22 protein-coding genes are annotated in these 24,471 nt (G+C 42.5%); 13 read left to right on the top strand and 9 right to left on the bottom strand.

Annotated elements, in window-relative coordinates; genetic code table 11:
* Window positions 1–55: 55 nt before the first annotated feature.
* The 3 genes from RM368_RS12445 to efp all read right to left on the bottom strand — a co-directional run bounded on the left by RM368_RS12445 (window position 56) and on the right by efp (window position 1,689).
* Window positions 56–403 carry an ArsR/SmtB family transcription factor gene (locus RM368_RS12445; RefSeq protein WP_094349905.1) on the bottom strand — a complete coding sequence of 116 codons (348 nt, stop codon included), beginning with the start codon at window positions 401–403 and terminating at the stop codon, window positions 56–58.
* Between the two features lie 62 nt (window positions 404–465).
* Entirely contained in the window at window positions 466–1,023 is a 558-nt protein-coding gene (gene accB, locus RM368_RS12440; RefSeq protein WP_322681368.1) for an acetyl-CoA carboxylase biotin carboxyl carrier protein, read from the bottom strand.
* Between the two features lie 108 nt (window positions 1,024–1,131).
* Window positions 1,132–1,689 (bottom strand): elongation factor P, encoded by a 558-nt coding sequence (gene efp / locus RM368_RS12435; protein WP_109012189.1) that lies wholly within the window; start codon window positions 1,687–1,689, stop codon window positions 1,132–1,134.
* A 235-nt stretch (window positions 1,690–1,924) separates the two neighbouring features.
* Here efp and RM368_RS12430 point away from each other — a divergent pair, with 235 nt between their 5' ends.
* Complete coding sequence (locus RM368_RS12430; RefSeq protein WP_322694333.1) at window positions 1,925–3,031, top strand: peptidylprolyl isomerase; 1,107 nt, start codon at window positions 1,925–1,927, stop codon at window positions 3,029–3,031.
* Window positions 3,032–3,108: 77 nt separating this feature from the next.
* Here the strand turns inward: RM368_RS12430 and RM368_RS12425 are convergent, their stop codons facing one another.
* On the bottom strand, window positions 3,109–3,690 hold the full coding sequence (locus RM368_RS12425) for a Uma2 family endonuclease (RefSeq protein ID WP_322694332.1): 582 nt from the start codon (window positions 3,688–3,690) through the stop codon (window positions 3,109–3,111).
* Between the two features lie 89 nt (window positions 3,691–3,779).
* On the opposite strand from RM368_RS12425, the gene thiL reads away from it, so the two are divergent.
* On the top strand, window positions 3,780–4,841 hold the full coding sequence (thiL, locus tag RM368_RS12420; protein WP_322694331.1) for a thiamine-phosphate kinase: 1,062 nt from the start codon (window positions 3,780–3,782) through the stop codon (window positions 4,839–4,841).
* Window positions 4,842–4,933: 92 nt separating this feature from the next.
* Here the strand turns inward: thiL and RM368_RS12415 are convergent, their stop codons facing one another.
* Together RM368_RS12415 and nadD are read right to left on the bottom strand one after the other, a co-directional pair.
* Window positions 4,934–5,947, bottom strand: coding sequence for a type I glyceraldehyde-3-phosphate dehydrogenase (locus tag RM368_RS12415; protein ID WP_322694330.1), 1,014 nt, complete (start codon window positions 5,945–5,947; stop codon window positions 4,934–4,936).
* 117 nt (window positions 5,948–6,064) lie between these two features.
* Window positions 6,065–6,715 carry a nicotinate (nicotinamide) nucleotide adenylyltransferase gene (gene nadD / locus RM368_RS12410; protein WP_322694329.1) on the bottom strand — a complete coding sequence of 217 codons (651 nt, stop codon included), beginning with the start codon at window positions 6,713–6,715 and terminating at the stop codon, window positions 6,065–6,067.
* A gap of 403 nt (window positions 6,716–7,118) precedes the next feature.
* Here nadD and murC point away from each other — a divergent pair, with 403 nt between their 5' ends.
* From murC to RM368_RS12390, 4 genes are all read left to right on the top strand, one after another.
* Window positions 7,119–8,582 (top strand): UDP-N-acetylmuramate--L-alanine ligase, encoded by a 1,464-nt coding sequence (murC, locus tag RM368_RS12405; RefSeq protein WP_322694328.1) that lies wholly within the window; start codon window positions 7,119–7,121, stop codon window positions 8,580–8,582.
* A gap of 124 nt (window positions 8,583–8,706) precedes the next feature.
* Complete coding sequence (gene murB, locus RM368_RS12400; protein ID WP_322694327.1) at window positions 8,707–9,708, top strand: UDP-N-acetylmuramate dehydrogenase; 1,002 nt, start codon at window positions 8,707–8,709, stop codon at window positions 9,706–9,708.
* 179 nt (window positions 9,709–9,887) lie between these two features.
* Complete coding sequence (locus RM368_RS12395; RefSeq protein ID WP_322673862.1) at window positions 9,888–10,235, top strand: YbaB/EbfC family nucleoid-associated protein; 348 nt, start codon at window positions 9,888–9,890, stop codon at window positions 10,233–10,235.
* 76 nt (window positions 10,236–10,311) lie between these two features.
* Entirely contained in the window at window positions 10,312–10,803 is a 492-nt protein-coding gene (locus tag RM368_RS12390) for a low molecular weight protein-tyrosine-phosphatase (protein WP_322694352.1), read from the top strand.
* A 61-nt stretch (window positions 10,804–10,864) separates the two neighbouring features.
* On the opposite strand, the gene RM368_RS12385 is transcribed toward RM368_RS12390, so the two are convergent.
* Window positions 10,865–11,548, bottom strand: a complete 684-nt coding sequence (locus RM368_RS12385) for a response regulator transcription factor (RefSeq protein ID WP_322694326.1) — start codon at window positions 11,546–11,548, stop codon at window positions 10,865–10,867.
* 652 nt (window positions 11,549–12,200) lie between these two features.
* On the opposite strand from RM368_RS12385, the gene smpB reads away from it, so the two are divergent.
* Both smpB and RM368_RS12375 read left to right on the top strand, forming a co-directional pair.
* Window positions 12,201–12,668 (top strand): SsrA-binding protein SmpB, encoded by a 468-nt coding sequence (gene smpB, locus RM368_RS12380; RefSeq protein WP_322694325.1) that lies wholly within the window; start codon window positions 12,201–12,203, stop codon window positions 12,666–12,668.
* Window positions 12,669–12,849: 181 nt separating this feature from the next.
* The gene (locus RM368_RS12375) at window positions 12,850–13,131 is read left to right on the top strand and encodes a WGxxGxxG family protein (RefSeq protein ID WP_322694324.1); all 282 of its coding nucleotides are present in this window, start codon (window positions 12,850–12,852) and stop codon (window positions 13,129–13,131) included.
* 176 nt (window positions 13,132–13,307) lie between these two features.
* On the opposite strand, the gene RM368_RS12370 is transcribed toward RM368_RS12375, so the two are convergent.
* Window positions 13,308–14,726 carry an IctB family putative bicarbonate transporter gene (locus RM368_RS12370; RefSeq protein ID WP_322694323.1) on the bottom strand — a complete coding sequence of 473 codons (1,419 nt, stop codon included), beginning with the start codon at window positions 14,724–14,726 and terminating at the stop codon, window positions 13,308–13,310.
* Between the two features lie 331 nt (window positions 14,727–15,057).
* Window positions 15,058–16,611, bottom strand: coding sequence for a GAF domain-containing sensor histidine kinase (locus RM368_RS12365; protein WP_322694351.1), 1,554 nt, complete (start codon window positions 16,609–16,611; stop codon window positions 15,058–15,060).
* A 722-nt stretch (window positions 16,612–17,333) separates the two neighbouring features.
* On the opposite strand from RM368_RS12365, the gene RM368_RS12360 reads away from it, so the two are divergent.
* The 5 genes from RM368_RS12360 to RM368_RS12340 all read left to right on the top strand — a co-directional run bounded on the left by RM368_RS12360 (window position 17,334) and on the right by RM368_RS12340 (window position 24,432).
* Window positions 17,334–18,518: a DegT/DnrJ/EryC1/StrS aminotransferase family protein gene (locus RM368_RS12360; RefSeq protein ID WP_322694322.1), complete on the top strand. Its 1,185-nt coding sequence runs from the start codon at window positions 17,334–17,336 to the stop codon at window positions 18,516–18,518.
* 161 nt (window positions 18,519–18,679) lie between these two features.
* Entirely contained in the window at window positions 18,680–19,573 is an 894-nt protein-coding gene (gene crtB, locus RM368_RS12355; protein WP_322694321.1) for a cyanoexosortase B, read from the top strand.
* A 151-nt stretch (window positions 19,574–19,724) separates the two neighbouring features.
* Window positions 19,725–20,447 carry a cyanoexosortase B system-associated protein gene (locus RM368_RS12350; RefSeq protein WP_322694320.1) on the top strand — a complete coding sequence of 241 codons (723 nt, stop codon included), beginning with the start codon at window positions 19,725–19,727 and terminating at the stop codon, window positions 20,445–20,447.
* 232 nt (window positions 20,448–20,679) lie between these two features.
* Window positions 20,680–22,038, top strand: coding sequence for a polysaccharide biosynthesis/export family protein (locus tag RM368_RS12345; RefSeq protein ID WP_322694319.1), 1,359 nt, complete (start codon window positions 20,680–20,682; stop codon window positions 22,036–22,038).
* A gap of 219 nt (window positions 22,039–22,257) precedes the next feature.
* Window positions 22,258–24,432, top strand: a complete 2,175-nt coding sequence (locus RM368_RS12340) for a polysaccharide biosynthesis tyrosine autokinase (RefSeq protein ID WP_322694318.1) — start codon at window positions 22,258–22,260, stop codon at window positions 24,430–24,432.
* Window positions 24,433–24,471: the final 39 nt, after the last annotated feature.

The following is a 24,471-nucleotide window of genomic DNA, read 5'->3' as shown; positions in this document are numbered from 1 at the left end:
TTTCATAAATGACAAAGGACAAATGACGAAGGACAAATGACAAAGGACAAATGACCTAACGTTTGCTATTTAATACGCGAAAATTACGGGCTTGCTGCTCCAACCTTGTGGCGAGGCGATCGCAAACCCGATTACACAACTCAAAAATCATTTGGTCTTCCACCCGGTAATAGGCGCAAGTTCCTTCACTGCGGCGGCTAAGGATACCTGCTTGCCACATTACCTTCAGGTGCTTTGACACATTTGCCTGAGAAGTCTGTGTTGCCTCTACCAACTCTTGCACGCATTTTTCTTCATCCCGTAATAAGTGTAGCAGCCGTAGGCGCATTGGCTCACTTAATAGGCTGAAGTATTCAGCTACTTGTTGCACCACTTCTGGTGGTAAAGGCAACGTTTGTTTCATCAGGGTTGACCCACAAGGACTGAAAGTTTTAACAATGACTCACATCATATATACATTAATACTTAATCAGGGTTAATTCGCATCAAAGGTTGACCATATTCTACAGCGTCGCCATTTTGGAGGAGAATTTCCATCACCTGTCCAGAGACTTCGGCTTCGATTTCATTCATCAGCTTCATGGCTTCAATGATACAGACTGTTTGACCCTTGCGGACGCGATCGCCCACTTCCACAAATGCCGCTTCCCCAGGCGCAGGAGCGCGATAAAACGTTCCTACCATTGGGGAAGGCACTTCTACTAATCTCTGGTCAATGGTTGAGGGAGAATTTACTGATAACTGCATTTGTGTGCTAGTTCCAGTATTCTCAAATACACGAGATGTGGACATCTCCGTTACCTGACTTGAGTTCATCTGGTTTCCCCCAGATGAACCTGATGTCAAGCCTGAACCTACCACACCGCCTAAAGTCCCTTGACCTACCGACAACATCTGATTGCTAATGCTCACAGCCTTACGGACTGTTAGCTCAAAATCATCGCTTTTGAGCGTGACTTCTGCAATATCTGTTTGTGCGATAGTTGCCAGAAGTTGGCGGATTTCATTAAAGTCCAATGGCACAGTTTTTATTACCTCGACCTATCCGTAAATGAGCATCTTAAGTGTGGCAGGGAATTAATCCCTATGTAGGGATTTAAATCGGGACTTGCATCTCCGTAGAGATGAAAGTTATTCCCTGCTGATATATTTATCTTCTTGAGTATCAACCTTGATGCGTTCTCCTTGAGAAATAAACAAAGGAACCATCACAACTGCACCAGTTTCTAGAGTTGCTGGTTTTGAGCCACCTGTGGCAGTGTCACCTTTTAAACCTGGATCTGTTTGGACAATTTCTAGAACCACAGACTTAGGCAATTCTACTCCTAACACCTGGTCGCCCCACTTAATAACTTCAGCTTCCATACCTTCCTTCAGGTACTTGACGCGATCGCCAATTTGTTCGCGAGTCAATCTACCTTCTTCGTAGGTTTCCATATCCATAAAGACAAACTCATCGCCTTCTTTATAGGTATGCTGCATCGTGCTTTTTTCTAGAGTGGCCTGCGGCACTGTTTCCCCTGCGCGGAACGTTTTTTCCATAACGCTCCCACTCTGAACATTTTTTAGCTTAGTTCGTACAAAGGCAGAACCTTTGCCTGGTTTGACGTGCAAGAATTCAAGCACTCGCCATACAGACCCATCCAATACAATTGAAACACCGGGTCGAAAGTCGTTACTGGAGATCATGAAACTTTCAAATTTTGGAAGACAATCGGCATTTATTGTACCCTTCTAGGGTCGTCATTGGGCATTTCTCATTAGTTAGTTGTCATTTGTCACTTGTACTGAGCGACTTGCCTTGAGCGAAGTCGAAAGGAGTCGAAGTATTAGTCATTTGTCATTTATCCTCCGCCCTTAACGTGGGAAGATTATTTATGGGTTACGTCCAGTCAACAATTCACTGCTGCATTTGAGTTATCCCATGCTTAACTTATTAAAGTCCTGGCTGAAGAACAGCCTAATGGCAATACTGCTGATAACAATATTTTTAGGCATAACTACAGCTGGGTGGACTCCCTCCAGTAGCGCCGCACTACCAGCCGGCAATGCAATTACTGACGGAAAGGCTTTGTTGCGGTATGCACTCCCGATAGATAACAAACCTGTGCGACAACTACAAGGCAGCTTAGAGGACATCTCTGCCCAACTGCGGGCGAATCGGCGTTGGGGTGCTATTTCCAAAGACATCAGCCAAGCATCCCGCATTCTCGATAAACCTTCCCAAATCTTAACAAGCGTTCCCGCAGAACGCCAACCCCAAGCCGAAGCTTGGATTACCGAGTTGAAATCTGGGGTGAGTAAATTACAAGAATTAGCAAACAGCAAAGATAAAGAACAAATTCTGCAAGAGAGAAGCAAACTTTTGAATCTTGTTACTCAGCTAGAAGAGTCAATGGTGAAACAATTTCCCTTTGAAGTGCCTGCTGAGTACAGTAATCTGCCGCAACTTCAAGGTCGTGCCACTATAGAAATCAAAACCAACAAAGGCGATTTGTCCCTTGTCGTAGATGGTTACAGCGCCCCTGTAACTGCTGGTAATTTTGTAGATTTGGTGCAGAGGGGTTTTTATAATGGCTTAGAATTTACCCGTTCTGAAGAATCTTACTTTCTCCAAACTGGAGATCCTGCTGGTAAAGACGTGGGTTTCATTGACCCCAAAACGGGCAAATATCGCGCTATACCCTTAGAAATCTTAGTTAAAGGAGATAAAGCACCTACTTATGGCATTACTCTAGAAGAAGCTGGTCGTTACGTTGATATGCCAGTTCTACCTTTTTCTGCCTTTGGTGCAGTAGTGATGGCTCGTCCCGAAAGTGAAGTAAATGGTGGTTCATCACAATTTTTCTTCTTTTTGTTTGAACCAGAACTCACCCCCGCCGGACGCAATCTATTGGATGGTCGTTATGCCGTTTTTGGCTATCTTACCGAAGGTAAAGAAGTTTTGGATAAACTAAAGGCTGGTGACAAAATTGAATCGGCAACTGTGGTTCAGGGAATAGAAAATCTGGTTGAGCCGCAAGCTGCATAAGATAGGGCAAGAGAGCAGGGGAAGCAGAGGAGCAGAGGGAGAATAATTAATTACTACTAACTCCTAACTCTTAACTTCTAACTCCCCTGATTCAGATTTCCGGCGGTGAATATCTGCTCAACTACGATCCTTAATTCTAGAAAAGTCCGCGATATAAGTTGCTGGGTATCTGTAAAAACTGTTTCTTCGTAAAATCCATCTTCGAGTAGTAACACTGAAATTTTTGCTTGTAGTGGGTCTACAATCCAATATTCAGGAACCTCTAACGCCGCATATTCTGAGCGTTTATGGCGATAGTTGCGTTTCACCGACTCAGGACTAACCACCTCGACAATTAGTAACGGTGGTGACTCAAATACTGCTGAAGCATTTAACAATTCTCTAGCTTGTTCCAGTGTGACTACACACAAATCAGTCAACCTAGATTTATTTCTACCCGTTCTCACCCCACTTTCCCGAAAACTCAGCCAAGTAGAGTTATAACGTTTAATTTCTGCCTTGAAAGCAGTATCCAAAAAATCGACAATCAGAAAATGTTCAATAGTAGGTGGGTTCATTAGCTCTAGCTTGCCATCCACCAGTTCATAATGGAAACCGTTGCCATCATCATAGGTTAAGTACTCCTCAAACGTGATGCTGGTTACTGGTGTTGTTACCATTCCAACTAACTCCTAGACGATACCCTTATCTTAAACAGTAAAGTAAATCATCAGTTTTCTTCGTAATTTTGGAACACGGAAAACCGATTGTGAACAGTGAGTTATCTTCTCAACAAGTAAAAGACATTGGCGAACAAGGTCTTTTAGAAAGATTACAGCGTTTCTGCCCACCAGAAATTATCGGCGATGATGCCGCAGTACTTGAGACTGCATCAGGGCAATCTTTAGTAGTGACTACAGATGTACTGGTTGATGGCGTGCATTTTAGCAACATCACCACTTCCCCAGAAGATGCTGGTTGGCGAGCTGTTGCTGCCAATTTATCAGATTTAGCAGCAATGGGCGCTTCCCCATTGGGAATCACTGTCGGGTTGGGACTACCCGGTGAACTTAGGGTGAGTTGGATAGAACGCTTGTACCAGGGAATGACAGAATGCCTGCAAAAATACAATACCCCGATTGTTGGCGGTGATGTGGTGCGATCGCCTGTTACTACTCTGGCAATTACCGCTTTTGGTCAAGTTAACCCTAGTCAAATTATCCGCCGTTCTGCTGCTGTTGTGGGTGATGCGATCGTCGTTACAGGCATTCATGGAGCCTCAAGAGCAGGCTTAGAACTGCTCTTACATCCCGAATTAGGACAAAACCTCAACAACGAAGAAAAGACGGCTCTAATCCACGCACACCAACGCCCACAGCCACGATTAGATGTCTTACCAATCCTCTGGAAAATCTTAACTCCTAACTCCTGTATAGACGCGATTAATCGCGTCTCAACTCATAACTCTCAACTCCCGATTGCTGGGATGGATAGTAGCGATGGTTTAGCAGATGCGATTATTCAAATTTGCCGCGCGAGTGGCGTTGGCGCTGTCTTAGAACACAGACAAATTCTCCTACCAAAAACTTTTAACCATTGGCTGACACCAGAGCAAGCGCTGGAATATGCTCTATACGGTGGCGAAGACTTTGAATTAGTGCTGTGCTTACCACAAGAATTAGCATCAGCCTTAGTGCAACACCTTGGAGAAGGTGCTGCGATCGCAGGCAGGATTACAGCCGGATCGACAGTAATATTACACAATGAGCAAAAAAAATTCCCTGACCAAGTTCTGAATCTTAGCCAGGGATTTCAACATTTTAGTCAATAGTGCTTTGTCATTTGTCCTTTGTCTTTTGTCATTTGTGAAAAACCAATGACCAATGACTAATGACTAATTACTAATGACTAATGACAAATTAATTATTGCCACTTTTCGGCTACCAACTCTGCCAAATCCAAGACTCGCTGGCTGTAACCCCACTCGTTGTCATACCACGCCATAACTTTTACTAAGTCACTGCCCATAACCAAAGTCAAGCTGGAATCGACAATCGAAGAAGCGTCAGTACCTTGATAATCAGAAGATACTAGTTCTAGTTCGCTGTAGTCCAAAATCCCTTTAAGTGGACCTTCGGCAGCATCCTTGAGAGCTTGGTTAACTTCTTCAGTAATAGTACGCTTCTCAACCTGAACTACGAAATCTACCATTGAGACGTTCGGGGTTGGTACGCGCAAGGCAACGCCATTTAGCTTGCCTTTCAGGTCTGGGATAACCAGCGCCACTGCTTTTGCTGCACCAGTAGAAGTAGGTACAATGTTTATCGCTGCGGCCCTTGCCCGTCGCAAATCCCGGTGAGAAGCATCTAGCAAGCGCTGATCGCCTGTATAGCTATGGGTAGTGGTCATCGTACCTTTGATGATGCCGAACTTATCGTTCAACACCTTGGCGATTGGTGCCAAGCAGTTGGTAGTACAGCTAGCGTTACTGATAATGTGGTGTTTGTTGTGGTCATAATCATGATGATTGACACCAACCACAAAAGTACCATCCTCGTTTTTACCAGGAGCGGTAATCAGAACTTTCTTGGCTCCAGCATTTACGTGCTTGAGCGCTCCTTCTTTGCTAGTAAATACCCCGGTTGCTTCGATAATTAGGTCAATTCCCCAATCTTTCCAGGGCAAGTTTTCTGGGTTGCGATCGGATACGCATTTGATGGTCTTACCGTTGACGATGATAGAGTTATCATCGGCACTAATCTCAGCACCCTTGATCTTCCCTAGCATTGAGTCATACTTTAGCAGGTGAGCATTGGTTCTAGGGTCTGAAGTGTCATTAATAGCGACAAGTTCGATCCGACTATTCTCTCTACCCACCCAGCAACGCGCAAAGTTACGTCCAATCCGTCCGAAACCGTTGATTGCAACTCTAATCACAGTGTCTTGCCCTCTGTATTTATGCTTATTATGTTGATATCGTTGACCCCAATCATATCGCAAAGGGGGGGGGCACTTTTAACCATAAAGTGTTAGATCAATAAAAAAACACATAATTTATTCAGATTTGTAAGAGTAGAGATTGTTGTTAGTGATATATGATCTGACCGATTCTGGGACTAAATAACGAATTGACTGGCGTTCGCCCTTGGCGTTGACGAAGTTATCGCGGCAAAATTTGCGAATTAGACTTGACGAAACTCCGACTATTGGTATATTCAAGAGTTGCCAGTGAATGAGCAAAGACTGCTTTTTGAGTTGTTGCTCTACTTGCTTGCAGATTAATTTGCTTTGAGTTATAGTCTCACCACCGAGCTGTCGGGGTGCGATTAACCAATTACACATTTGTGCTACTTCGTGTCCCCGGTACCAACTGGGTAAGGTTTGGAAAGTATCCAAGCCCACAATCCAGTACCAATGAGTATTGGGGTAACAAGCACATAAGTCAATTAGGGTGTTAATGGCATAAGAAGTCCCAGAGCGATTAGTCTCCACTAGTGAGACAGTAAATGCTGGGTTATCTTTAATGGCTAATTGCAGCATTTGCACGCGATGCTCAAACAATGCTGCTTCTTTGTGAGGAGGGTTTAAGGATGGCACCCAAATTACTTTTTCAAGGGATACTTGATGCAAAGCTGTCTCGGCTACGAGCAGGTGTCCCCAATGAATTGGATCGAATGTGCCACCAAAAATTGCTAGTTGCTGCATCCAGATCAGCCTGGGTTATATGCAATTGAAAAATAGTTTCATTACCAATGTACTATTGTACTCAATTTACGCCTAAACTTGATGCAATTTCAATTTAGTTTCACTAAACAATGTATTATGTAGCCAATTCCAGTAAGGTAGCCAAAAATATGTATTTGACATTACAAGAATTTCTTTCCCGATGCAGCCAAAATTTTCAGAATAATCTTAAGAACAGTTCAGAAATAGCAAAAACCTCCAACCAAGGTAAAATCATTCTCAACCAGGAAAGCCAGAGCAGAAATATCATTTGGGCATCAAACATGAACATGATACAGGAGTAGTTACGGTAAAAATCAAATTCCTGTTATGATACGCGTGTCTTTTGTGATTATGGTGTGGTGTGGTGTAAAAGGAGCAATAAATGACTAATTCTGTAGATTTTAGTGGTAGACCATTTCATTTCATTGGCATCGGTGGCATAGGTATGTCTGCTCTGGCATACGTTCTTGCAAAGCGTCAATTTCCAGTATCAGGTTCGGATCTTCGTCCCAACCACATTACGCACAAGTTGGAATCTATCGGTGCTCATATTTTTGGTAAACAAGAGGCAAGCAATCTCGAATTCTTTCACCCTCAGGTATTAGCTAATCCAGTAGTATTAGATTCACCAGAAGAATTACCTACTGCTACTAAGTCAAAACTGCCTCAAGTCATTTGTTCAACAGCAATTAACACTAATAATTTAGAATACAAAGCAGCGCTGGAATTAGGTTGTCCAGTTTTTCATCGTTCAGATGTCCTAGCAGCTTTAATTGCGGATTACTACAGTATTGCAGTGGCAGGAACACACGGCAAAACTACAACCAGTAGTATGATTGGCTATATGCTTCTGGAAGCAGGCCTAGATCCAACAATTTTAGTCGGTGGCGAAGTCAATGCATGGGAAGGTAATGCTCGATTAGGACAAAGCCAATATTTGGTAGCCGAAGCAGATGAATCAGATGGTTCTTTAGTAAAACACGCTCCCGAAATTGGCATCATCACCAATATTGAACTCGATCATCCCGACCACTACGATACATTAGAAGAAGTCATTGACACCTTCCAGACATTTGCTAAGGGTTGTAAAACTTTAATAGGTAGTATTGACTGTGCGACAGTGCGCGATCGCTTGCAACCCACAATTACCTACAGCTTGCACTCAGATACCGACGCTGATTACACCGTCACCAATATTGATTATCGTGCTGATGGTACCACGGCTTTGGTTTGGGAAAAAGGCAAAGCTTTGGGCGTGTTGACATTAAGGTTGCTCAGTCGGCACAATCTCAGCAATGCTCTAGCCGCAGTAGCTGTTGGTCGCGCTTTGGGTTTAGAATTTGGAGCAATTGCCAAAGGTATCGCCACTTTTGAAGGAGCAAGACGACGCTTTGAGTTCCGAGGTGAAGTCAATGGCATTACCTTTATTGATGATTATGCTCATCACCCTAGCGAGATTCGCGTTACTCTCGCCGCAGCCCGTTTACAGGCAAGACCAGGGCAAAGAGTGGTTGCTATCTTTCAACCCCATCGCTATAGCCGTACACTGACCTTTTTAGATGAATTTGCCGAGTCATTTACCCACGCTGATTTGGTGGTGCTGACTGATATTTACAGTGCAGGTGAACCTAATTTAGGGCAAATTAGTGGTGAACGTCTAACGGCGGAAATTGCTAAACAGCATTCTCCTGTCGTTTATCAACCAACTTTACCCACAGTGTGTGAGTACTTGCTACAAACACTACGCCCAGGAGACTTGGCACTGTTTTTAGGGGCTGGAAACTTGAACCAGGTGATTCCTGAAATAATTACGACACTTTGTGAGCCGACTAAAGCCACATCTTAAGTCGAGACTTTGTGAAGTTTTATTTCTGAGCAAAGCGCTCCTCTGGCAACGGTTTCATCTGTGAATTTTATTACCGTATATTTGCGGTAGATTAATGTAAAAATTTTACCAAACTAAAGTAAAAATGACTATTTCCCAGGCAGCTGGAAACGTCTGCACAGTTTCTGCTTTGAATACAAAGAAACCCCAAATAACTAATTCGGTGGAGAGTGAAGTAATCTACTTACCCAATACTGATTGTGCGATCAAGTCCCAGGCTTCTTTGTCAGCGTTTACTTCCTATAGAGTTGGAGGAGCCGCTGATTTATACGTTGCCCCCCGAAACTTAGAAGCACTGCAAGCAAGTCTTAAATACGCTAAAGAACGCGATTTAAAGGTGACAACACTGGGAGCAGGTTCTAACTTGCTGGTGAGTGATGGTGGTATATCAGGCTTAGTCATTGCTACTCGTCATCTCCGCTTCAGCAACTTTGACCCTCAAATCGGTCAATTAACCGTTGCTGCCGGAGAATCAATTCCTAGCTTGGCATGGGCGGCAGCAGAATTAGGGTGGCAAGGATTGGAGTGGGCTGTTGGTATCCCTGGAACAGCCGGAGGTGCAGTGGTAATGAATGCAGGGGCACATAATAGCTGTATCGCAGATATGTTAGTTAGTGCCGAGGTACTTTCACCCGATGGTACGCTGGAAACTCTAACCCCGGAACAGTTAGGTTATAGCTACCGCACTTCATTATTGCAAGGTGGCGATCGCATAGTCACCCAAGCCACCTTACAACTCGCGCCAGGTGCAGATCCAGCAAAAGTTGTGGCAATTACCAAAGAACACAAAAAGCATCGGTTAAACACTCAACCATACAACTTTCCCAGTTGTGGCAGTGTGTTTCGCAATCCCAAACCTTACAGTGCTGGCTGGTTAATTGAACAAACTGGTCTCAAAGGCTACCAAATTGGTGGCGCACAAGTAGCACTACTACATGCTAATTTTATCGTTAATCGTGGTGGAGCAAAAGCTAGTGATATCTTCTGTCTCATTCGCCACATCCAACATCAAGTACAAGACCGTTGGTCTATTAATTTAGAGCCAGAAGTCAAAATGCTCGGAGAGTTTCAAGGTGCTTGTGGATAAAAAATGGGGAATTGGGAGATGAGGGAGAAGAATTAATAACCAATGTCCTACTCCCTACTCCCTATTCCATACTCCCCACTCTATGACGCATTAATTATTGGTAAAAAAAGAGTCAAATTACTTACCGCATCTATAATTGAATTTGATTTGTTATTCAACGCATACGCGTACAAATAATTATGACAGGAAAAGGACAGGGATTCGGCTTTGGCTTAGGAAAAATGAAAGAATTAGCCGAAGCTTTTAAGAAAGCGCAGCAAGTTCAAGAAGGCGCAAAGCGACTCCAAGAAGAATTGGAGCAAATGGAGATTCAAGGAGAATCTGGCGGTGGTCTTGTAAGGGTGATTGTCAGTGGAAACCAAGAACCCAAGCGGGTAGAAATTTCTCCAGATGCTTTAGCAGAAGGTGCAGAAGTACTTTCCGATCTTGTAACAGTGGCAATGAAAGAAGCCTACAACAAGTCCACAGCAACAATGCGGGAACGCATGGAAGAATTAACCAGTGGGTTGGAGTTACCTGGATTTTAATCATTGGTCATTAGTCATTAGTCATTAGTCATTGGACAAAGGACAAATGACTATTGACAAAGGACAAATTATATCTATGCCTTACAAGTTGCTGTTTGTCTGCTTAGGTAATATCTGCCGATCGCCATCGGCAGAAAATATCATGAATCATCTAATTGAGCAGTCTGGCTTGAGCGAACATATCCTCTGTGACTCTGCTGGTACATCTAGCTATCACGTTGGTAGCCCACCTGACAGACGCATGAGTGCGGCGGCGGCTAGTAAGTTGGGAATTAAACTGCGTGGTCGAGCGCGCCAGTTTGAAAAGTCAGACTTTCAAGACTTTGATTTAATTTTGGCTATGGATCGAGAAAATTATCAGAACATCCTCACTCTCGATCGAACTAAGCAATATCAGCATAAAGTGCGTTTGATGTGCGACTTTTGCTCTCTACACACTCTAAAGGAAGTTCCAGATCCCTATTATGGTGGTCAAGAGGGATTTAATCAGGTTATTGATTTATTGATCGATGCTTGTGAAGGTCTGCTGACAAAAGTTAAAAGAGAAGAGTTAGGAGTTAGGAGTTAGGAGCTAGGAGTTAGGAGTTAGGAGTTTTAATTCCTCACTCCTCACTTTTAACTCCTAACTTTTATTCCACCAGACCATGCTTCATCGCATAACGGACTAATTCCGCGCGGTTGCTGGTTGAGGTTTTTCTTAATAAACTGCTAACGTACTTTTCCACAGTTCGAGGACTCAGGTGTAGCTGAAGACCCATATCGGCATTAGAAAGACCATGAGTCAATAACTCTAAGACTTCCTGTTCTCTATGAGTTAGGGATGAGTGCAGATGGGATTTCTGAATTTGAGTGGACAGAGAATTATGGGCATCCGTCGCTTTTATCGAGCCGGAAATGCCCAAACTATCTTTCTGAGAAAAGCGATACTCTGATTGGATGATTTGCGATCGCTCCAAAAGATTGCGGATTGCTGCTGCTAACTCTTCCAGTTCAAAAGGCTTGGGTAAATATAAATCGCACCCTGACTGGTAGCCCAGAATTCTTTCTTGGGTCTTAATGCGTGCCGTTAATAAAATTACAGGCAATAAACGAAACACTGGTTGTTGACGCACCCGGCGCACCAGTTCATAGCCATTCATCCGTGGCATAACAATATCCGTGACAATCAAATCAGGATGATACTCATCCACCATAAACAAAGCCTCTTGACCGTCATTAGCCACGATTACTGAGTAGCCAGACAGTTCAAGATAGTCGCTAACAGACAGACGAGTGCCCAAATCATCATCCACTACAAGGATCGTCAAGGGCATGGATAATACACCCCTAGCATTTTTTTACTCAGAAATTTGCTTTTATGTACTCCGTTAATGAACACAGGCAATAATAGTGTTCTTATGTTTCATACTATGACAGGATTACCAGCTAATGACTGCTCTCAGGGTTTATTTATAAAGGAAATCTTAAATCATTAGGAAGGTTAACGAAATGTAACCACCTTAGACTCCCTGTGCTTAGGAGGCATAGAGAGCTTTGTAATTTGTAACAACTCATCATTAGCGTCATACCAATTCTTTGTCAGGACTTATGCAAAAGAGAAGTGAAAATCTTGATTTTCTGTAGAGACAATTCATGTAAACGCCAAGAAGCAAGTTACACAAAGTTTTTCCTAAAGAATCGGCTTACCACAAGGTATTGCCTTTACTTGATGTGTAAGCCCTATTTGTGAAACTGCACAAAATCAGGCTTGGTGAGACAACTTGCTCAAGCAACTTGTTTTATGAAATCTTAGAGGTAATCGGTATCAGCTAACTTAAAGTTGCCAGAAAACCTTAATTGTGAACTTAGAAAAGCTAAATTAGTGATATACAGTTCACCATTTATAGCGGTTCTAAGATACACCGTATAATTCATAAGCCAATCCAAATAATTTTTTAGGTACATTTCAAGCACACAAAATTATCAATGAGCGACAAGAACGAAGGTTACAAAGTCATTTGCGACAACCGTCAAGCCCGTTATTTGTATGAAATTCTAGAAACTTACGAAGCTGGAATTGAGTTGACAGGAACAGAGGTGAAGTCGATTCGTGCGGGTAAAGTCAATCTCCTAGATGGCTATGCTTTGCTTCGCAATGGCGAAGCATGGTTAATCAATGTGCATATCTCGCCTTACAACGCCAGTGGACAATATTTTAATCATGAACCACGGCGTACACGCAAGCTTCTATTGCATCGTCAAGAACTCCGTAAGCTAATTGGCAAAGTTGAACAGCAGGGTTTAACTTTAATCCCTTTGAAAATGTATCTCAAACGAGGCTGGCTAAAAGTCAGTATAGCTCTTGGCAAAGGTAAAAAGCTCCACGATAAACGAGAAGACCTGAAACGACGCCAAGACCAGCGGGACATTCAACGGGCAATGAAAAGTTATTGAGGATTTAGTGTTGCTAAACTACCACAAAGAGTGAGAAACGTATTGCTGTGAAAGCTATGTCGTATGTCTACAGCGTGAGTTATAAAAATGTTTAGTTTATAGCCGCAGATTGATTTTGTTAAGGTTGAGAACCGATACAGTGGTGAGTGACTTTGGATAGCATCAGGAACTTTTACAATTTATGAAAAGTAATTTCATTACCGCTGTTGGCGCTGGCATTCTCACCTTGAGTATGGGAATTTTACCTTTAACTCTATCTGCACAAGCTCAGACAACTAATGACACTGGAGCCACTACTACTGCTCCAACAACGACTACTGACAACCGCAACGATTTTGATTGGGGTTGGCTGGGATTGCTTGGTTTATTCGGTCTAGCTGGGTTGGTTGGCAAAAAGAACGATCGCGAATCTGTAGCTTATCGCGACCCTAATGCTCCAAGTGCCACTACCTACAGAGACTAGTACCGCAAGGCGGAATTCAAAATTCAAAATTCAAAATTAATACAGCGTAAGCGTTTCATTGATTTTGAATGGTGGTTTATTTACACCGTGTTGTACTAGACAATTCAAAGTTTATTCATGGAAAATTCAAAAGTTGTCAATTGTTCGGTAAGTAAACAACTGACAACTTATTTATATTAGTTTGTTGCTGGATCTGAGTTAGTTGTATTTGTCTGGTTTTGAGCTAAAGGTGTCCAATAGCTGGCAATTAAGGCAACGATCAGCCACCAGAGGGTATTGACTTCAGGACGATACCAGACAGTATCTACGGTGCCGTGAGCTAGCATACCCAACAAAGTAGCGATCGCTCCGATTAACCAAAATCCTTCTACACTTCTGATTTGTCGCAATCGTCGTACTTGCAAAAGTGCCGTATTAAATGTGACAATTAGTAGCCAGAGAAAGCAGGCTAAACCAACAAAGCCAGTTTCTACAGTCACTTCAAACAATATCGAATAGGCGCTCAAAGCAGTGTAACGAGGACGTTGGTAGAGGGGATAAACTTTATTAAAAGAGTTGTGACCAGGCCCAATGCCGAAAATCGGGCGATCGCGAATCATTTCAAATACAGCATCCCACACATTTCGGCGAAAATTATTACTGCTATCCTTACGGTCGGCAAAAATACTAAACACTCGCAGCCGCACTGGCTCTACAAATATCACTGCTAGCAACAATACACCGATCAAACCTCCTAAAACAATCGGTATTGACCAAGTACGCCAAAAACGAGGCATTTCCACGCTTTTCCAAAAAACTAGCAATGCCATCACAGCTAAAACTGCCACCACTAGTCCAATCCAACCGCCACGACTAAAAGTCAGAATCAGGCAGGAACTATTGACAATTAGCATCGTTAATGCAAGAGCTTTTTTAGGCCAGCTTTGCCATGCAAAAATTGCCACTAAGCTAAAAATTACTGCTGGTAAGAGGTATCCAGCTAATAAGTTGGGATTGCCTAAATAACTATAGACTCTTGTAGTCTTAGACATAGGAGATTCTGGATCGACCCAAGTCGCCAGTGCTGTGGCTCCAAAAAACCATTGCCGCAACCCGTATACACTAACAATTAACGATACGTGCAGATAAAGGATGATAATCCAAGAACGGAGGCGAGGCGACCTTAATACCCTGGCACAAAGGACAAATAGTAGCAAATACAAGGTCAAGGTTCCCAAGTCGTTAAGTGCCGCTTTTTTCACTGGTGATAATGCTGTTGCGATTGCAGCGACTCCCCAGTAGAGCAATACCAGTAAGTGAATGGGAGTGACTGACGAGACATTTGCTGGTGTTACTTCATCAGATAAAGTCAACAACAGCCAAAATCCGACACAAGCCACCAGCAAAAAACCTACCAATGTACTCGAAGCAAAAGGTGCTAAAGCATATATTAAGCTGAGTAAAGCCGCTGCGATCGCATCTCCCCATTGAAGCAAGACGCTAGTTTGCCGCCAAGAACTTAGCAGTCCCACCAGAGAGCGGTGTACATAACTGGTAGCAAGATATTCTTTGAGCGGTAAAGTTGATAGAGTAAATCGTTGCCAGACTAAATTCATAAAAAACATTGCGATCGATTAGTCTGCCGACGCAGAACTTGGAATCGATCATAATGCCTATAGCTATAAAAAGGTAATAACAGAAATTGCCGATCGCGTGATGGCGCTCTTACTCCTAGCCATCAGCCAATAGGAAGTTAAGAATAGTTCTTCATATACTTAGTACAGCTTGATGTAAATTAGTGGCGAATTGAGGATTGAAATTTAAAGGCATAGGTAAGCGCAGAAGCACACAGAGAATTAATCAAATCTAGATAGAAAATACGTCTTTCCCAATCTCCATTACCCCTTATCCCCTTCTTGGTACCCCACCTTCCCCTTATCCCCACAATTAGACATCGCTAATTGCTTGTGAGGAAGTCGCTAGTTGCAGTGGTAAAGAAAGCACATAACGATATCCTGATTCTGGTGAACCTTGAATCAAAATATGTCCACCATGTAATTCTGCCAGTTGACAGCTTAGTAATAGACCTAAGCTTTCACGAGAAAGACTTCCATGTGATTTAGCTAAATTTATACCTGAACTAGTAGCAAAGAAATTTGAGTGGGAATCACTCAAGTTTTTGGAATTTTCCACTGCTACTGATAAAGTATCTAATTGTTCTTGTCTTTCTGTATGAATATTGTAAGTTGCTACCTCACCTGTCAGTTCCAGCAGCGACAAAGAATTGAGACGGAAGTAAGGATCGACCTCTGTTATGCCATCCCCTAACCAGGGATGGGAAACCCAAATAGTAATGTTGAGCGTATCTTCTTTGTAAGAAACATGAATGCGAACAATGCTACCTGTAGCCGAAAGTTGAATCACACTGAAAACCAGATGATAAAGCATTTGCCGCACCTTGTCTTTATCTAAAGGCCAAATGCGATTGCGTCCCGGTTCTATAGACAGGCGAATATCTTGCTCGCGGCGATTAGCTACTTCTTCTAGGGTATTGATAGCTTGTTGGCATAGCATTTCAATATCCACGGGAGCTAGATTTAATACAGTTGAGTTTTCATCCATCGCTCCTAGTTCGGTAATTTCGTTTACTAAGGAAAGTAAATATCGACCACTGTGTTGGATAATTTCTAAATATTCTCTCTGCTTAGTCGTCAAAGGCCCATAAATCTCACGTCCTAAAACACTAGCCATACCGAGTACAGATGTTAAAGGCGTGCGTAACTCCTGAGTTAGCTGACTCAAAAGTTCTAGCTTCAGTTGCTTAGTAGAAACAGAATCGCTATCTTGAGTGGATGCAGTGATTTTAATTTCAGTGTTGCGTTCCTCATTCAGTGAAAATATCGGAACGTTCTTGGCAGCGCTTGATTCGAGTTTCCCTTGCAGGAGTCTATTACGTTCAAATTCACTCATGCTCCAACGAGCAATGATTTGTAAAAACTCAATATCTCGGGTTGTAAAATTGCGCGGGACTAAATCCATCACCGCTAATGCACCTAAACAATTTCCCTCAGCATCAATTAATGGCGCTCCTAAGTAAGCACGAATACCATAATCTTGCACTAACTTGCTGCCAGCAAGTACTGGATCGGTAATTTTATGTGTATCATTAATTACAAATACTTGAAAGTTGTCTACTACCTGAGTGCAAAATGATTCCCGGCGTAGTAGTTGGCGGCTTTGTGCCAAATGATTCATTAGTCCCAGTCTAGATAAGCCGATCGCCGATTTGAACCAATGGCGTTCCTGATCCACAAATCCCAATATCGAAATTGGTGCTTCCAAAAAGTGGGCAGCAGTCTGTGTGGCTTCTTCAAAAACCGGAATCGTTTCTGGTTGCCGCAAACCTAAATCGGACAAAGCTTTGAGGCGTTGCTGTTCTCTTGATTCATGAGAATCCCAACCATCCTTTAGGGCAAATAATTTGTTTTCAGGCTCGATCATTGCCACTGCTACCTTAATAATTTCTCTATCGTGTAATTGACCCAAGTCCTATTTCTAGGTTATCAATTGCTATTTTTAAGCATTCCCTAATTTTGCCTCTGACAAACAAATTTAGGGCAAAAATTTTTCCTCCCTTGCATTAAGCCAAGATGTGGTGTCTGCTAGTTACTAGTTACTGGTGCTGAATGTTCTTTATTTAGCACTGATGTAGTCTTTATTGCTTGAGATTTTGCAATCAGACTGCGTTAGATTTGAATTCAGTCAGGGTAAGCTAATGCTAAGGATACAATACAAAGGGGCTGTCATTATTTATGTATATAAGGGAAAATTTTGACAAGAACATTCAAAGTAAATTTACTTAAAAAATAGATGTTAGTGTAATTAAATATAGACATTTTACTGATAACAGCTAGCACTTAGAGATGATAATCCTAATGCAGGATGACCTAAATAGGCCAACCATCTCTCCACGGATTAGCAAACTACCAAATTATTGAAAAGCCCAGTTTCTGAACTTTTTGAATTTTGAGAGAAGTCTGATGGCAACTTCGGGCGCTCAAATTAAGAGGGCGTAATTTTGAAAGCCATAATCGATTAAATAATTGATCTAAGCCTTTATCCAATAGATTAAATCTATGACAATTTCATGCCGAAAATTGTATAAGATTTTCTATTTTTCCATGTGAGGAAACATTTTTTGAGGACGACTGGTAATGAATAAAATGACTATTAGAGTTCCTTTTGTAGACCTAAAGTTACAACATGAACCAATTCAAACGCAATTGCAAGATGCAATCCAATCTGTATTGGAACGGGGAGATTTTATTTTAGGGCAAGCACTTTCAGATTTTGAAGCAGCATTTGCGGCAGTATCTGGTACTGTTTATGGAGTTGGTGTGGCATCAGGAACAGATGCGATCGCTCTGGGATTACAAGCGTGTAATATTGGTGCTGGCGATGAAGTAATTTTACCCGCAAATACTTTTGTCGCCACCTTAATTGGGGTGCTACGTGCTGGCGCCAAGCCAATTTTAGTAGATTGCGATCGCCAAACTGCTTTAATTGATTTAAGAGAAGCAGCAAAGGCAATTACGCCTCAGACTAAAGCAATTATCCCCGTGCATCTCTATGGTCAGATGGTATCACCACGCGATCTAATAAACTTTGCCGATACCTACAAACTCCTAATTTTTGAAGATGCCGCCCAAGCACATCTGGCCCAAAGAGACGGATATTATGCTGGTTCAGTAGGAATAGCAGCAGCTTTTAGTTTCTATCCCAGCAAGAATTTGGGAGCATTTGGGGATGGGGGAATGCTGCTGACACGAGATTCAGATGTGGCCCAGAAGATGGTGCGCTTGCGAAATTATGGTGCATCGCAAAAGTATTTTCATACTGAACCAGGTACGAATAGCCGCTTGGATACTTTGCAAGCAGCAATTTTGCACAAAAAACTCCCATCTTTACCGCAGTGGAATCGCGATCGCCTGACTATTGCCCAGCAGTATGATAATGAACTAGCACCTTTGGCAACTACTGGAATTATTCCTATAAAAAATCAAAGTGATACAGGACACGTTTATCATCTTTATGTGATTAAAGTAGATGATTCTTGCCCAATAGAACGCCAGCAACTCCAGGAAAAACTCACAGCAGCGGGAATACAAACTGGTATTCACTATCCAATTCCTTGTCATCTCCAGCCAGCATTCACCAACTTAGGCTATCAACTGGGAGATTTTCCCCAAGCAGAGAAGTTGTCAAAGCAAATATTATCATTACCGATGTATCCTGGTTTAAGTAGTAGCCAAGTCAAAGAAGTTGTAGCAGCGATCGCCAATGCAGTCTCAACAAGTTATCAGGCAGACAATTTATCTCCTGCTAACCTTGGCAGCGTGGTAGCCTGAAGTTAATTCATACTTAATTTGTCCTTTGTCCTACCCTGCGGGAAGCCCCTGGCGCGTCTATGTCCTTTGTCATTTGTCTTTTCTCATTTATCCTTTGCAAATGACCAATGACTAATGACCAATGACCAATGACTAATGACCAATGACTAATACTGAAAATCATGGCACTCCAGCAACAGGTTAAAAATATAAACGCATCAGGCTTGTTAAATATAGCTATTTTAGGCGTTTTGCTGCTGCTTTATGCTCCAATATTGCTACACTGGTTGGATGGTTGGCTGCACAAAAATATCAGTACAGAACACGAATATTTCAGTCACGGAATTATTGGCCTACCATTTGCGGCTTATCTGGGCTGGATGAACCGGAAAAAGTGGAAACGTTTGCCAGATACCATCAATCCTTTGGGCGCTGTTTTATTGTTATTAGGGGCAGTTTTTTATCTTAGCGGTGTTACAGAGTGGGTTAACCTTTCCTTGCCCGTGATATTAATCGGATTATGCTTGTGGTTTAAGGGAATAGCAGGTTTGCAATTACAAGGATTTCCCCTACTACTAGTATTTTTAGCCACCCCAACAGCATTACCCTATCTTATTGCTCCCTATACTTTGCCTCTGCAAAGCTTCATCGCTGGCACAGCAGGCTTCATACTGAATCAATTTGGTATGGAAGTAACCGTAGATGAGATCAATCTTTACGTGGGAGGACGGATTGTAGAAGTTGCTCCCTATTGTGCAGGGCTGAAAATGTTATTTACGACTCTCTACGTGGGCTTAATGCTGCTTTATTGGACAGATGCTTTGTCTTCACGGCGGACAACTATATCGTTTTTATCTCTTGCTGCGATCGTTAGTATTACTGCCAATATCATTCGTAATACTTTACTGACTTTCTTTCACGGCACGGGTCAAGAAGCGGCTTTTAAATGGCTACATGAGGGTTGGGGTGGCGATCTCTACTCTGCTTGTATGCTGGTGTCACTAGTGCCCTTACTGAATTGGATTAATAACTATTTTTCAGCATCTCTAGAAACTGAGCAAGAGGCAGAAAGTTAAAGAAAATTTTCTGCAACTTCTCTTTTGTTCTCCACTCTTCACTCCCAACTCCTTTAATTTTTCATTACTTATACGTAAGTCCTAAATATTACTGAACTCACAATGTGATTTTATAAAGTAAGATTTTGCCTAAGTATTGCAAATTTTACTGATGATTTCCTTCTCTAAATTTTTCAAGGAAAACCAATTGACTCAGGTAGCAGCACTTTTGTTATTGCTACTGCTGCTAGCAATGGCGGGGGTTCCCGGATATCTAACAGGACACTGGCAATGGAAACAACCGCCCCCTGTTCCTACCCTCCACGAATTAAAACAGATCCGCAAGACTGGGTTAACCCTTCCTGGTTGGCAAACTATTGAACAAGCAGAACAGCAAATTGGCGAACATAATTGGTCTTTGCAAGTAATTAAAAAAGAAGGTTCCGAATCCCAAGCAATCCTGCTTTTGTTGCCGCAAAATGGGCCTATGGATCAACCAGAGGTAGAGTGGACAGATGTTAATGGCTGGGGAAGGTCACGCTGGGGAAAGTGGGATATAGCTCAATCTCGCTCTGCCAATTTTACAGTCAAACCATCTGCAAAGTTGGCTTCTAATGTCGAAACTAAAGTAGAAGCTAGGTTTTTTCGCGCCTCTACACCACAGCAAACCTTCGCTGTTTTGCAATGGTATGCGATGCCAGACGGTGGAAATCCATCACCTTTTCACTGGTTCTTGGCAGATCAACTGGCACAATGGCGCAAACAACGCACTCCTTGGGTTGGTGTGAGCATTCTGATTCCAATGGAACCTTTGGGGCAGGTAGAAACATCTTGGTCTTTAGCCCAGTCTATTGGGGAAACAGTTCAAGCTGCATTAATGGCAGGCCCTTTGTAGAGTCTGTTTTGATGCCCTTGCGCAGAGATTTATCAAGAGTATCTCTATAAATTGTGTTCAGGCTGAAACTCATCTAAAATGATGTTAACAACATCAAGTTAGAAATTAAATTTAGCAAAATTATTCTCTTTTTCTTGGTAAATACTTGTAGGTAAAAGAGACATTGAAGGCATTTTTAGAGTAAAATAACCACTCGGCGCGACTAATTTCTATCTAAATATTTTCTGCACCAATGTTCATAGATGCTAGTTATTATATGCGTGGATTCAGCGCCTTGTGTTTTGTCAGTCTTCAAGTAGGAGTTTTCTTAACAACACCTATCCAACTTGTTGTCGCCCAGCCTTTTCCGTCTCAAGGACAATCACCAAACCTATTCCCCTCGCCTGTGCCAGTTAATGAAGTTGCACCTAGTGGTGTAAATGAAGAAATTTCTCCGCAACTAAGTCGCTACCTCTTGGGGCCAGGAGATGCAATTGGTGTTGTGCTTCAGCGTCCTCCCGGCCCATACCGTTTAGGCATAGGAGATGGAATTAGCGTTTCGGTTCAGCGCTTTCCAGATTTAAGCTTTCAAGCTTTAATCAACCCAGAAGGTAATATTGCAGTGCCATTATTGGGAACAGTTTCTTTACAAGGTTTAACCCTAGAAGAAGCTCAAGAAAAAATTCGCTTGGGTTTAAATCGTTATGTCGTCGATCCAATCATAGTTTTAGCTTTAGTAACGCAGCGTCCAGACCTCAGTTTTCAAGCTGTAATTAGTCCAGAAGGCAACATCATTGTGCCACAAGTGGGAACGGTGTCATTAAAAGGTTTAACCTTGGAAGAAGCTCAAGAAAAAATTCGCCTGGGCTTGAGTCGCTTTTTCCCAGATCCAATCGTGGTAGTATCCTTGGCAGGAACGCGACCAGTTCAAGTTACCATTAGCGGGGAAATATTTCGACCAGGAATTTATCCAATTAATTCACCAACACCCCGTGTTGCTGATGCTTTGCTAGTATCTGGTGGTTCAACGTTGAATGCAGACCTGCGACAAGTGCAAGTACGCCGAAAGTTAATCGATGGTTCTGTGATTTCACAAACGATTGACTTATACGCAGCACTGCAAAATGGCGGTTCAATCCCGAATTTACGCTTACAAGATGGAGATGCGATACTCGTGCCCCGTCGTGAAGTTGGTAGTGAGGATGGTTATGACCGCAATTTAGTAGCACGTTCATCCTTGGCCACACCACAGATTAGAGTCCGAGTTTTAAACTATGCTGCGGGTGGTCTTTCCATTCAAGCACTGCCTAACGGCAGTACATTTGTAGATGCTTTAGGAGGTGTAAATCTAGACACTGCTAATCTGAGAGATATTGCTTTGGTTCGCTTTGATTCGGAACGAGGCAGAGCTATTACCCAAAAACTTGATGCTAAAAAAGCTCTAGGCGGTGATGCGTCTCAAAATGTGGCACTTCAAGATAACGATGTGATTGTTGTTGGTCGGAACCTCATTGGTAGAATTACTAATTTCCTGACCACTATTACCCAGCCTTTCTTCAATGTTCAATCCTTTCTCCGGTTTTTTGACAACATCGGTGGTGGATCGAATTAGTAACATTAAAAGAAGTATACAAGCTGAAAATATTTTGAAGTGTAGGAAGCCACATCTCCAACCAATCTTTGAATTTATTAATGGAAAAATCTTAAAGATATCAATCGATATATACAGTAGGAAGTTGATAGCGTCCTTGTATCAAAGCCACTATCTTTGTTTGGTGCTTCCTAAATTTTGAATTTTGTATTTTAAATTTTGAATTGGAGTGAAGCGACCATGACCCCACCAATTGTTAAACGCTATCTGATTGCTTTTGATAAATATAAATGGATTGGACTAGCTAGTTTTGGTTTAGTTGTCGCTGGGTCAACTGTGGTAGCTATGCAACCAGAGCCACCTATTAGCTATATAGCATCTGGGGCACTTACTTATAGTGGGCCACCAGTTTCTTTCTCTGCAACGGGTAATGAAATCCAACAGCAAGGGAAGGAACTAAATGAGGAAGTTTTACTATCAAACCAGATAATTGCAGGTGTGGCGGAGAAAGTTGGTGTCAAGCCGAAACAACTCGGTGCAAGTCTTGCTCTTGCTCTACCTAAAAAAAATGCTAAGAGTGGAGAATTAGAATCTTCTACCTTTGAACTTAAATATGTAGATAGTGACGCCAAACGAGCCATACAGGTTGTGACAGAATTGATGCAAGCAATGATCAAGTTGAGTAGTGACATCAATACTGGGCGCTTACAAGCAATTATTCAAAAGATTAACGATCGCACACCACAAGCTAAACGGGAATTGCAAATTGCTGAAAAGAAGCTGGAACAGTACGATCGCGTCGAGCGAACAGCAATCTTAGCCGCAGAGAATGGCAGCTTGTTAAGCGCCATTACTGCCAGCCAAAATCTCCAACGGCAAATTCAATTAACTATTTCTGGGGTTGATGGTCAAGTTCGCAGTTTACAAAATAAGTTAGGCTTAACAGTCGGACAAGCTTATGTTTCTTCTGCTTTGAGTGCCGATCCAATTATTGGGAACTTACGAGCGCAAATTTATCAAAGTGAATCGCAAATCGCTGTACTCAGAAAAGATTTGCGGCCGGAACATCCAACAATGGTGCAGTTAATGCGTCAGAAACAAGCTGCTGAGGAATTACTACAACAACGTGCTGCTGAAGTTTTAGGTGGTGGTGGAACGGCGGCTCCGCTTCAGGGTAGCGTTGCAGGTATTAGGACTCAAAGCAGTTTAGATCCAACACGCCAGCAATTGGCAAACCAAATGGTGTCTTTACAAACCCAAAGGGAGACACTACAACAACAACTAGCTCAAGAAATCCAACTAGAAGCGCGACTCCGGCGAGAGTATGCTCTAATACCTAATAAGCAATTAGAACGATCGCGTTTAGAACAGGAAGTTGGACTCAAAAAAGCTATCTATGACCAAATGCAGGCGAAGCTAACCGATGCCAAAACCGCAGAGGCAGAAACTACTAGCAGCCTCAGTATTGCCAGACGCCCCGCAGTCACTGTCGATCCCAAACCTCCGAAGAGTGTGCCTATTACCCTTGCTGTGGGTGGTTTCTTAGGTGTATTGATTGGTGGCGGGGTGATATTTTTGTTAGGAGCGCTGGAAGGGACTTTCAAAACCAGGGAGGATATCCGCGAGAGCCTCAAGCAACGAGAAGTGGCACTGTTGGGAGAATTGCCTTTAATGCCAGTTGATGATTTAGAGCCAGATGCTGTACCGGTAGTATTTTCCCAAGATTCTCCTTATTTAGAATTTTATGAGAAATTCCGTAGTAATATGCGCCGGATTGGTGGTAAAAACTTAAAGGTAGTATTGATTACTAGCACCAGTAGCCTAGAGGGTAAAACAGCAAGTGCTTATAATTTGGGTGTCGCTTCTGCCCGTGCAGGTAAAAGAACCTTAATTATCGAAACAGATTTGCGATCGCCTTCCCGTTGTACATCGTTAAAAGTAATCCCTGACCCTGAAGCCACTATTGAACCCCTACGTTATTACGCTAATTTGAGTGAATGTATTCGTTTAGTTCCTGATGTGGAAAATTTATACATTCTTCCCAGCCCTGGCCCAGTACGGCAATCCGCTGCTATTCTTGAATCCAGCGAAATGAGACGGCTGATAGAAGATGTCCGCGAGCGATTTGATTTAGTCATTTTAGATACTAGTCCCCTCAGCATATCCAATGATCCATTGTTAATTCAACCCTACAGCGATGGGATCGTACTAGTGGCGCGACCAAACTATACGCAAGAGAATATGCTCGGTGAAGCTATCGATCAATTGGTTGAATCGGAACTAGGGTTATTGGGAGCAATTATCAATGGTGCTGATATCATCGTTTCTGTACCTGAAGAAGTTGCAAAATCATCAACATTTACATCTGAAGTAGAACACTCAGAAGAAGTTTCAGCGAGTGCTAACAAAAACTAATAGTTTCCAAATAGTGAATTGCTTGTACAGCTTTGGGTA

Source organism: Nostoc sp. DedSLP03, assembly GCF_034530815.1.
GTDB lineage: Bacteria > Cyanobacteriota > Cyanobacteriia > Cyanobacteriales > Nostocaceae > Nostoc.
This window is presented reverse-complemented; position numbering and strand designations above follow the sequence as displayed.

Excerpts from the sequence above, each read along its gene's own strand:
- RM368_RS12445 (WP_094349905.1), bottom strand. The coding sequence starts at position 403 with ATGAAACAAACGTTGCCTTTACCACCAGAAGTGGTGCAACAAGTAGCT.
- efp (WP_109012189.1), bottom strand. The coding sequence starts at position 1,689 with ATGATCTCCAGTAACGACTTTCGACCCGGTGTTTCAATTGTATTGGAT.
- RM368_RS12430 (WP_322694333.1), top strand. The coding sequence starts at position 1,925 with ATGCTTAACTTATTAAAGTCCTGGCTGAAGAACAGCCTAATGGCAATA.
- RM368_RS12425 (WP_322694332.1), bottom strand. The coding sequence starts at position 3,690 with ATGGTAACAACACCAGTAACCAGCATCACGTTTGAGGAGTACTTAACC.
- nadD (WP_322694329.1), bottom strand. The coding sequence starts at position 6,715 with ATGCAGCAACTAGCAATTTTTGGTGGCACATTCGATCCAATTCATTGG.
- murC (WP_322694328.1), top strand. The coding sequence starts at position 7,119 with ATGACTAATTCTGTAGATTTTAGTGGTAGACCATTTCATTTCATTGGC.
- murB (WP_322694327.1), top strand. The coding sequence starts at position 8,707 with ATGACTATTTCCCAGGCAGCTGGAAACGTCTGCACAGTTTCTGCTTTG.
- RM368_RS12395 (WP_322673862.1), top strand. The coding sequence starts at position 9,888 with ATGACAGGAAAAGGACAGGGATTCGGCTTTGGCTTAGGAAAAATGAAA.
- RM368_RS12390 (WP_322694352.1), top strand. The coding sequence starts at position 10,312 with ATGCCTTACAAGTTGCTGTTTGTCTGCTTAGGTAATATCTGCCGATCG.
- RM368_RS12385 (WP_322694326.1), bottom strand. The coding sequence starts at position 11,548 with ATGCCCTTGACGATCCTTGTAGTGGATGATGATTTGGGCACTCGTCTG.
- smpB (WP_322694325.1), top strand. The coding sequence starts at position 12,201 with ATGAGCGACAAGAACGAAGGTTACAAAGTCATTTGCGACAACCGTCAA.
- RM368_RS12375 (WP_322694324.1), top strand. The coding sequence starts at position 12,850 with ATGAAAAGTAATTTCATTACCGCTGTTGGCGCTGGCATTCTCACCTTG.
- RM368_RS12370 (WP_322694323.1), bottom strand. The coding sequence starts at position 14,726 with ATGAATTTAGTCTGGCAACGATTTACTCTATCAACTTTACCGCTCAAA.
- RM368_RS12365 (WP_322694351.1), bottom strand. The coding sequence starts at position 16,611 with ATGATCGAGCCTGAAAACAAATTATTTGCCCTAAAGGATGGTTGGGAT.
- RM368_RS12360 (WP_322694322.1), top strand. The coding sequence starts at position 17,334 with ATGACTATTAGAGTTCCTTTTGTAGACCTAAAGTTACAACATGAACCA.
- crtB (WP_322694321.1), top strand. The coding sequence starts at position 18,680 with ATGGCACTCCAGCAACAGGTTAAAAATATAAACGCATCAGGCTTGTTA.
- RM368_RS12350 (WP_322694320.1), top strand. The coding sequence starts at position 19,725 with ATGATTTCCTTCTCTAAATTTTTCAAGGAAAACCAATTGACTCAGGTA.
- RM368_RS12345 (WP_322694319.1), top strand. The coding sequence starts at position 20,680 with ATGTTCATAGATGCTAGTTATTATATGCGTGGATTCAGCGCCTTGTGT.
- RM368_RS12340 (WP_322694318.1), top strand. The coding sequence starts at position 22,258 with ATGACCCCACCAATTGTTAAACGCTATCTGATTGCTTTTGATAAATAT.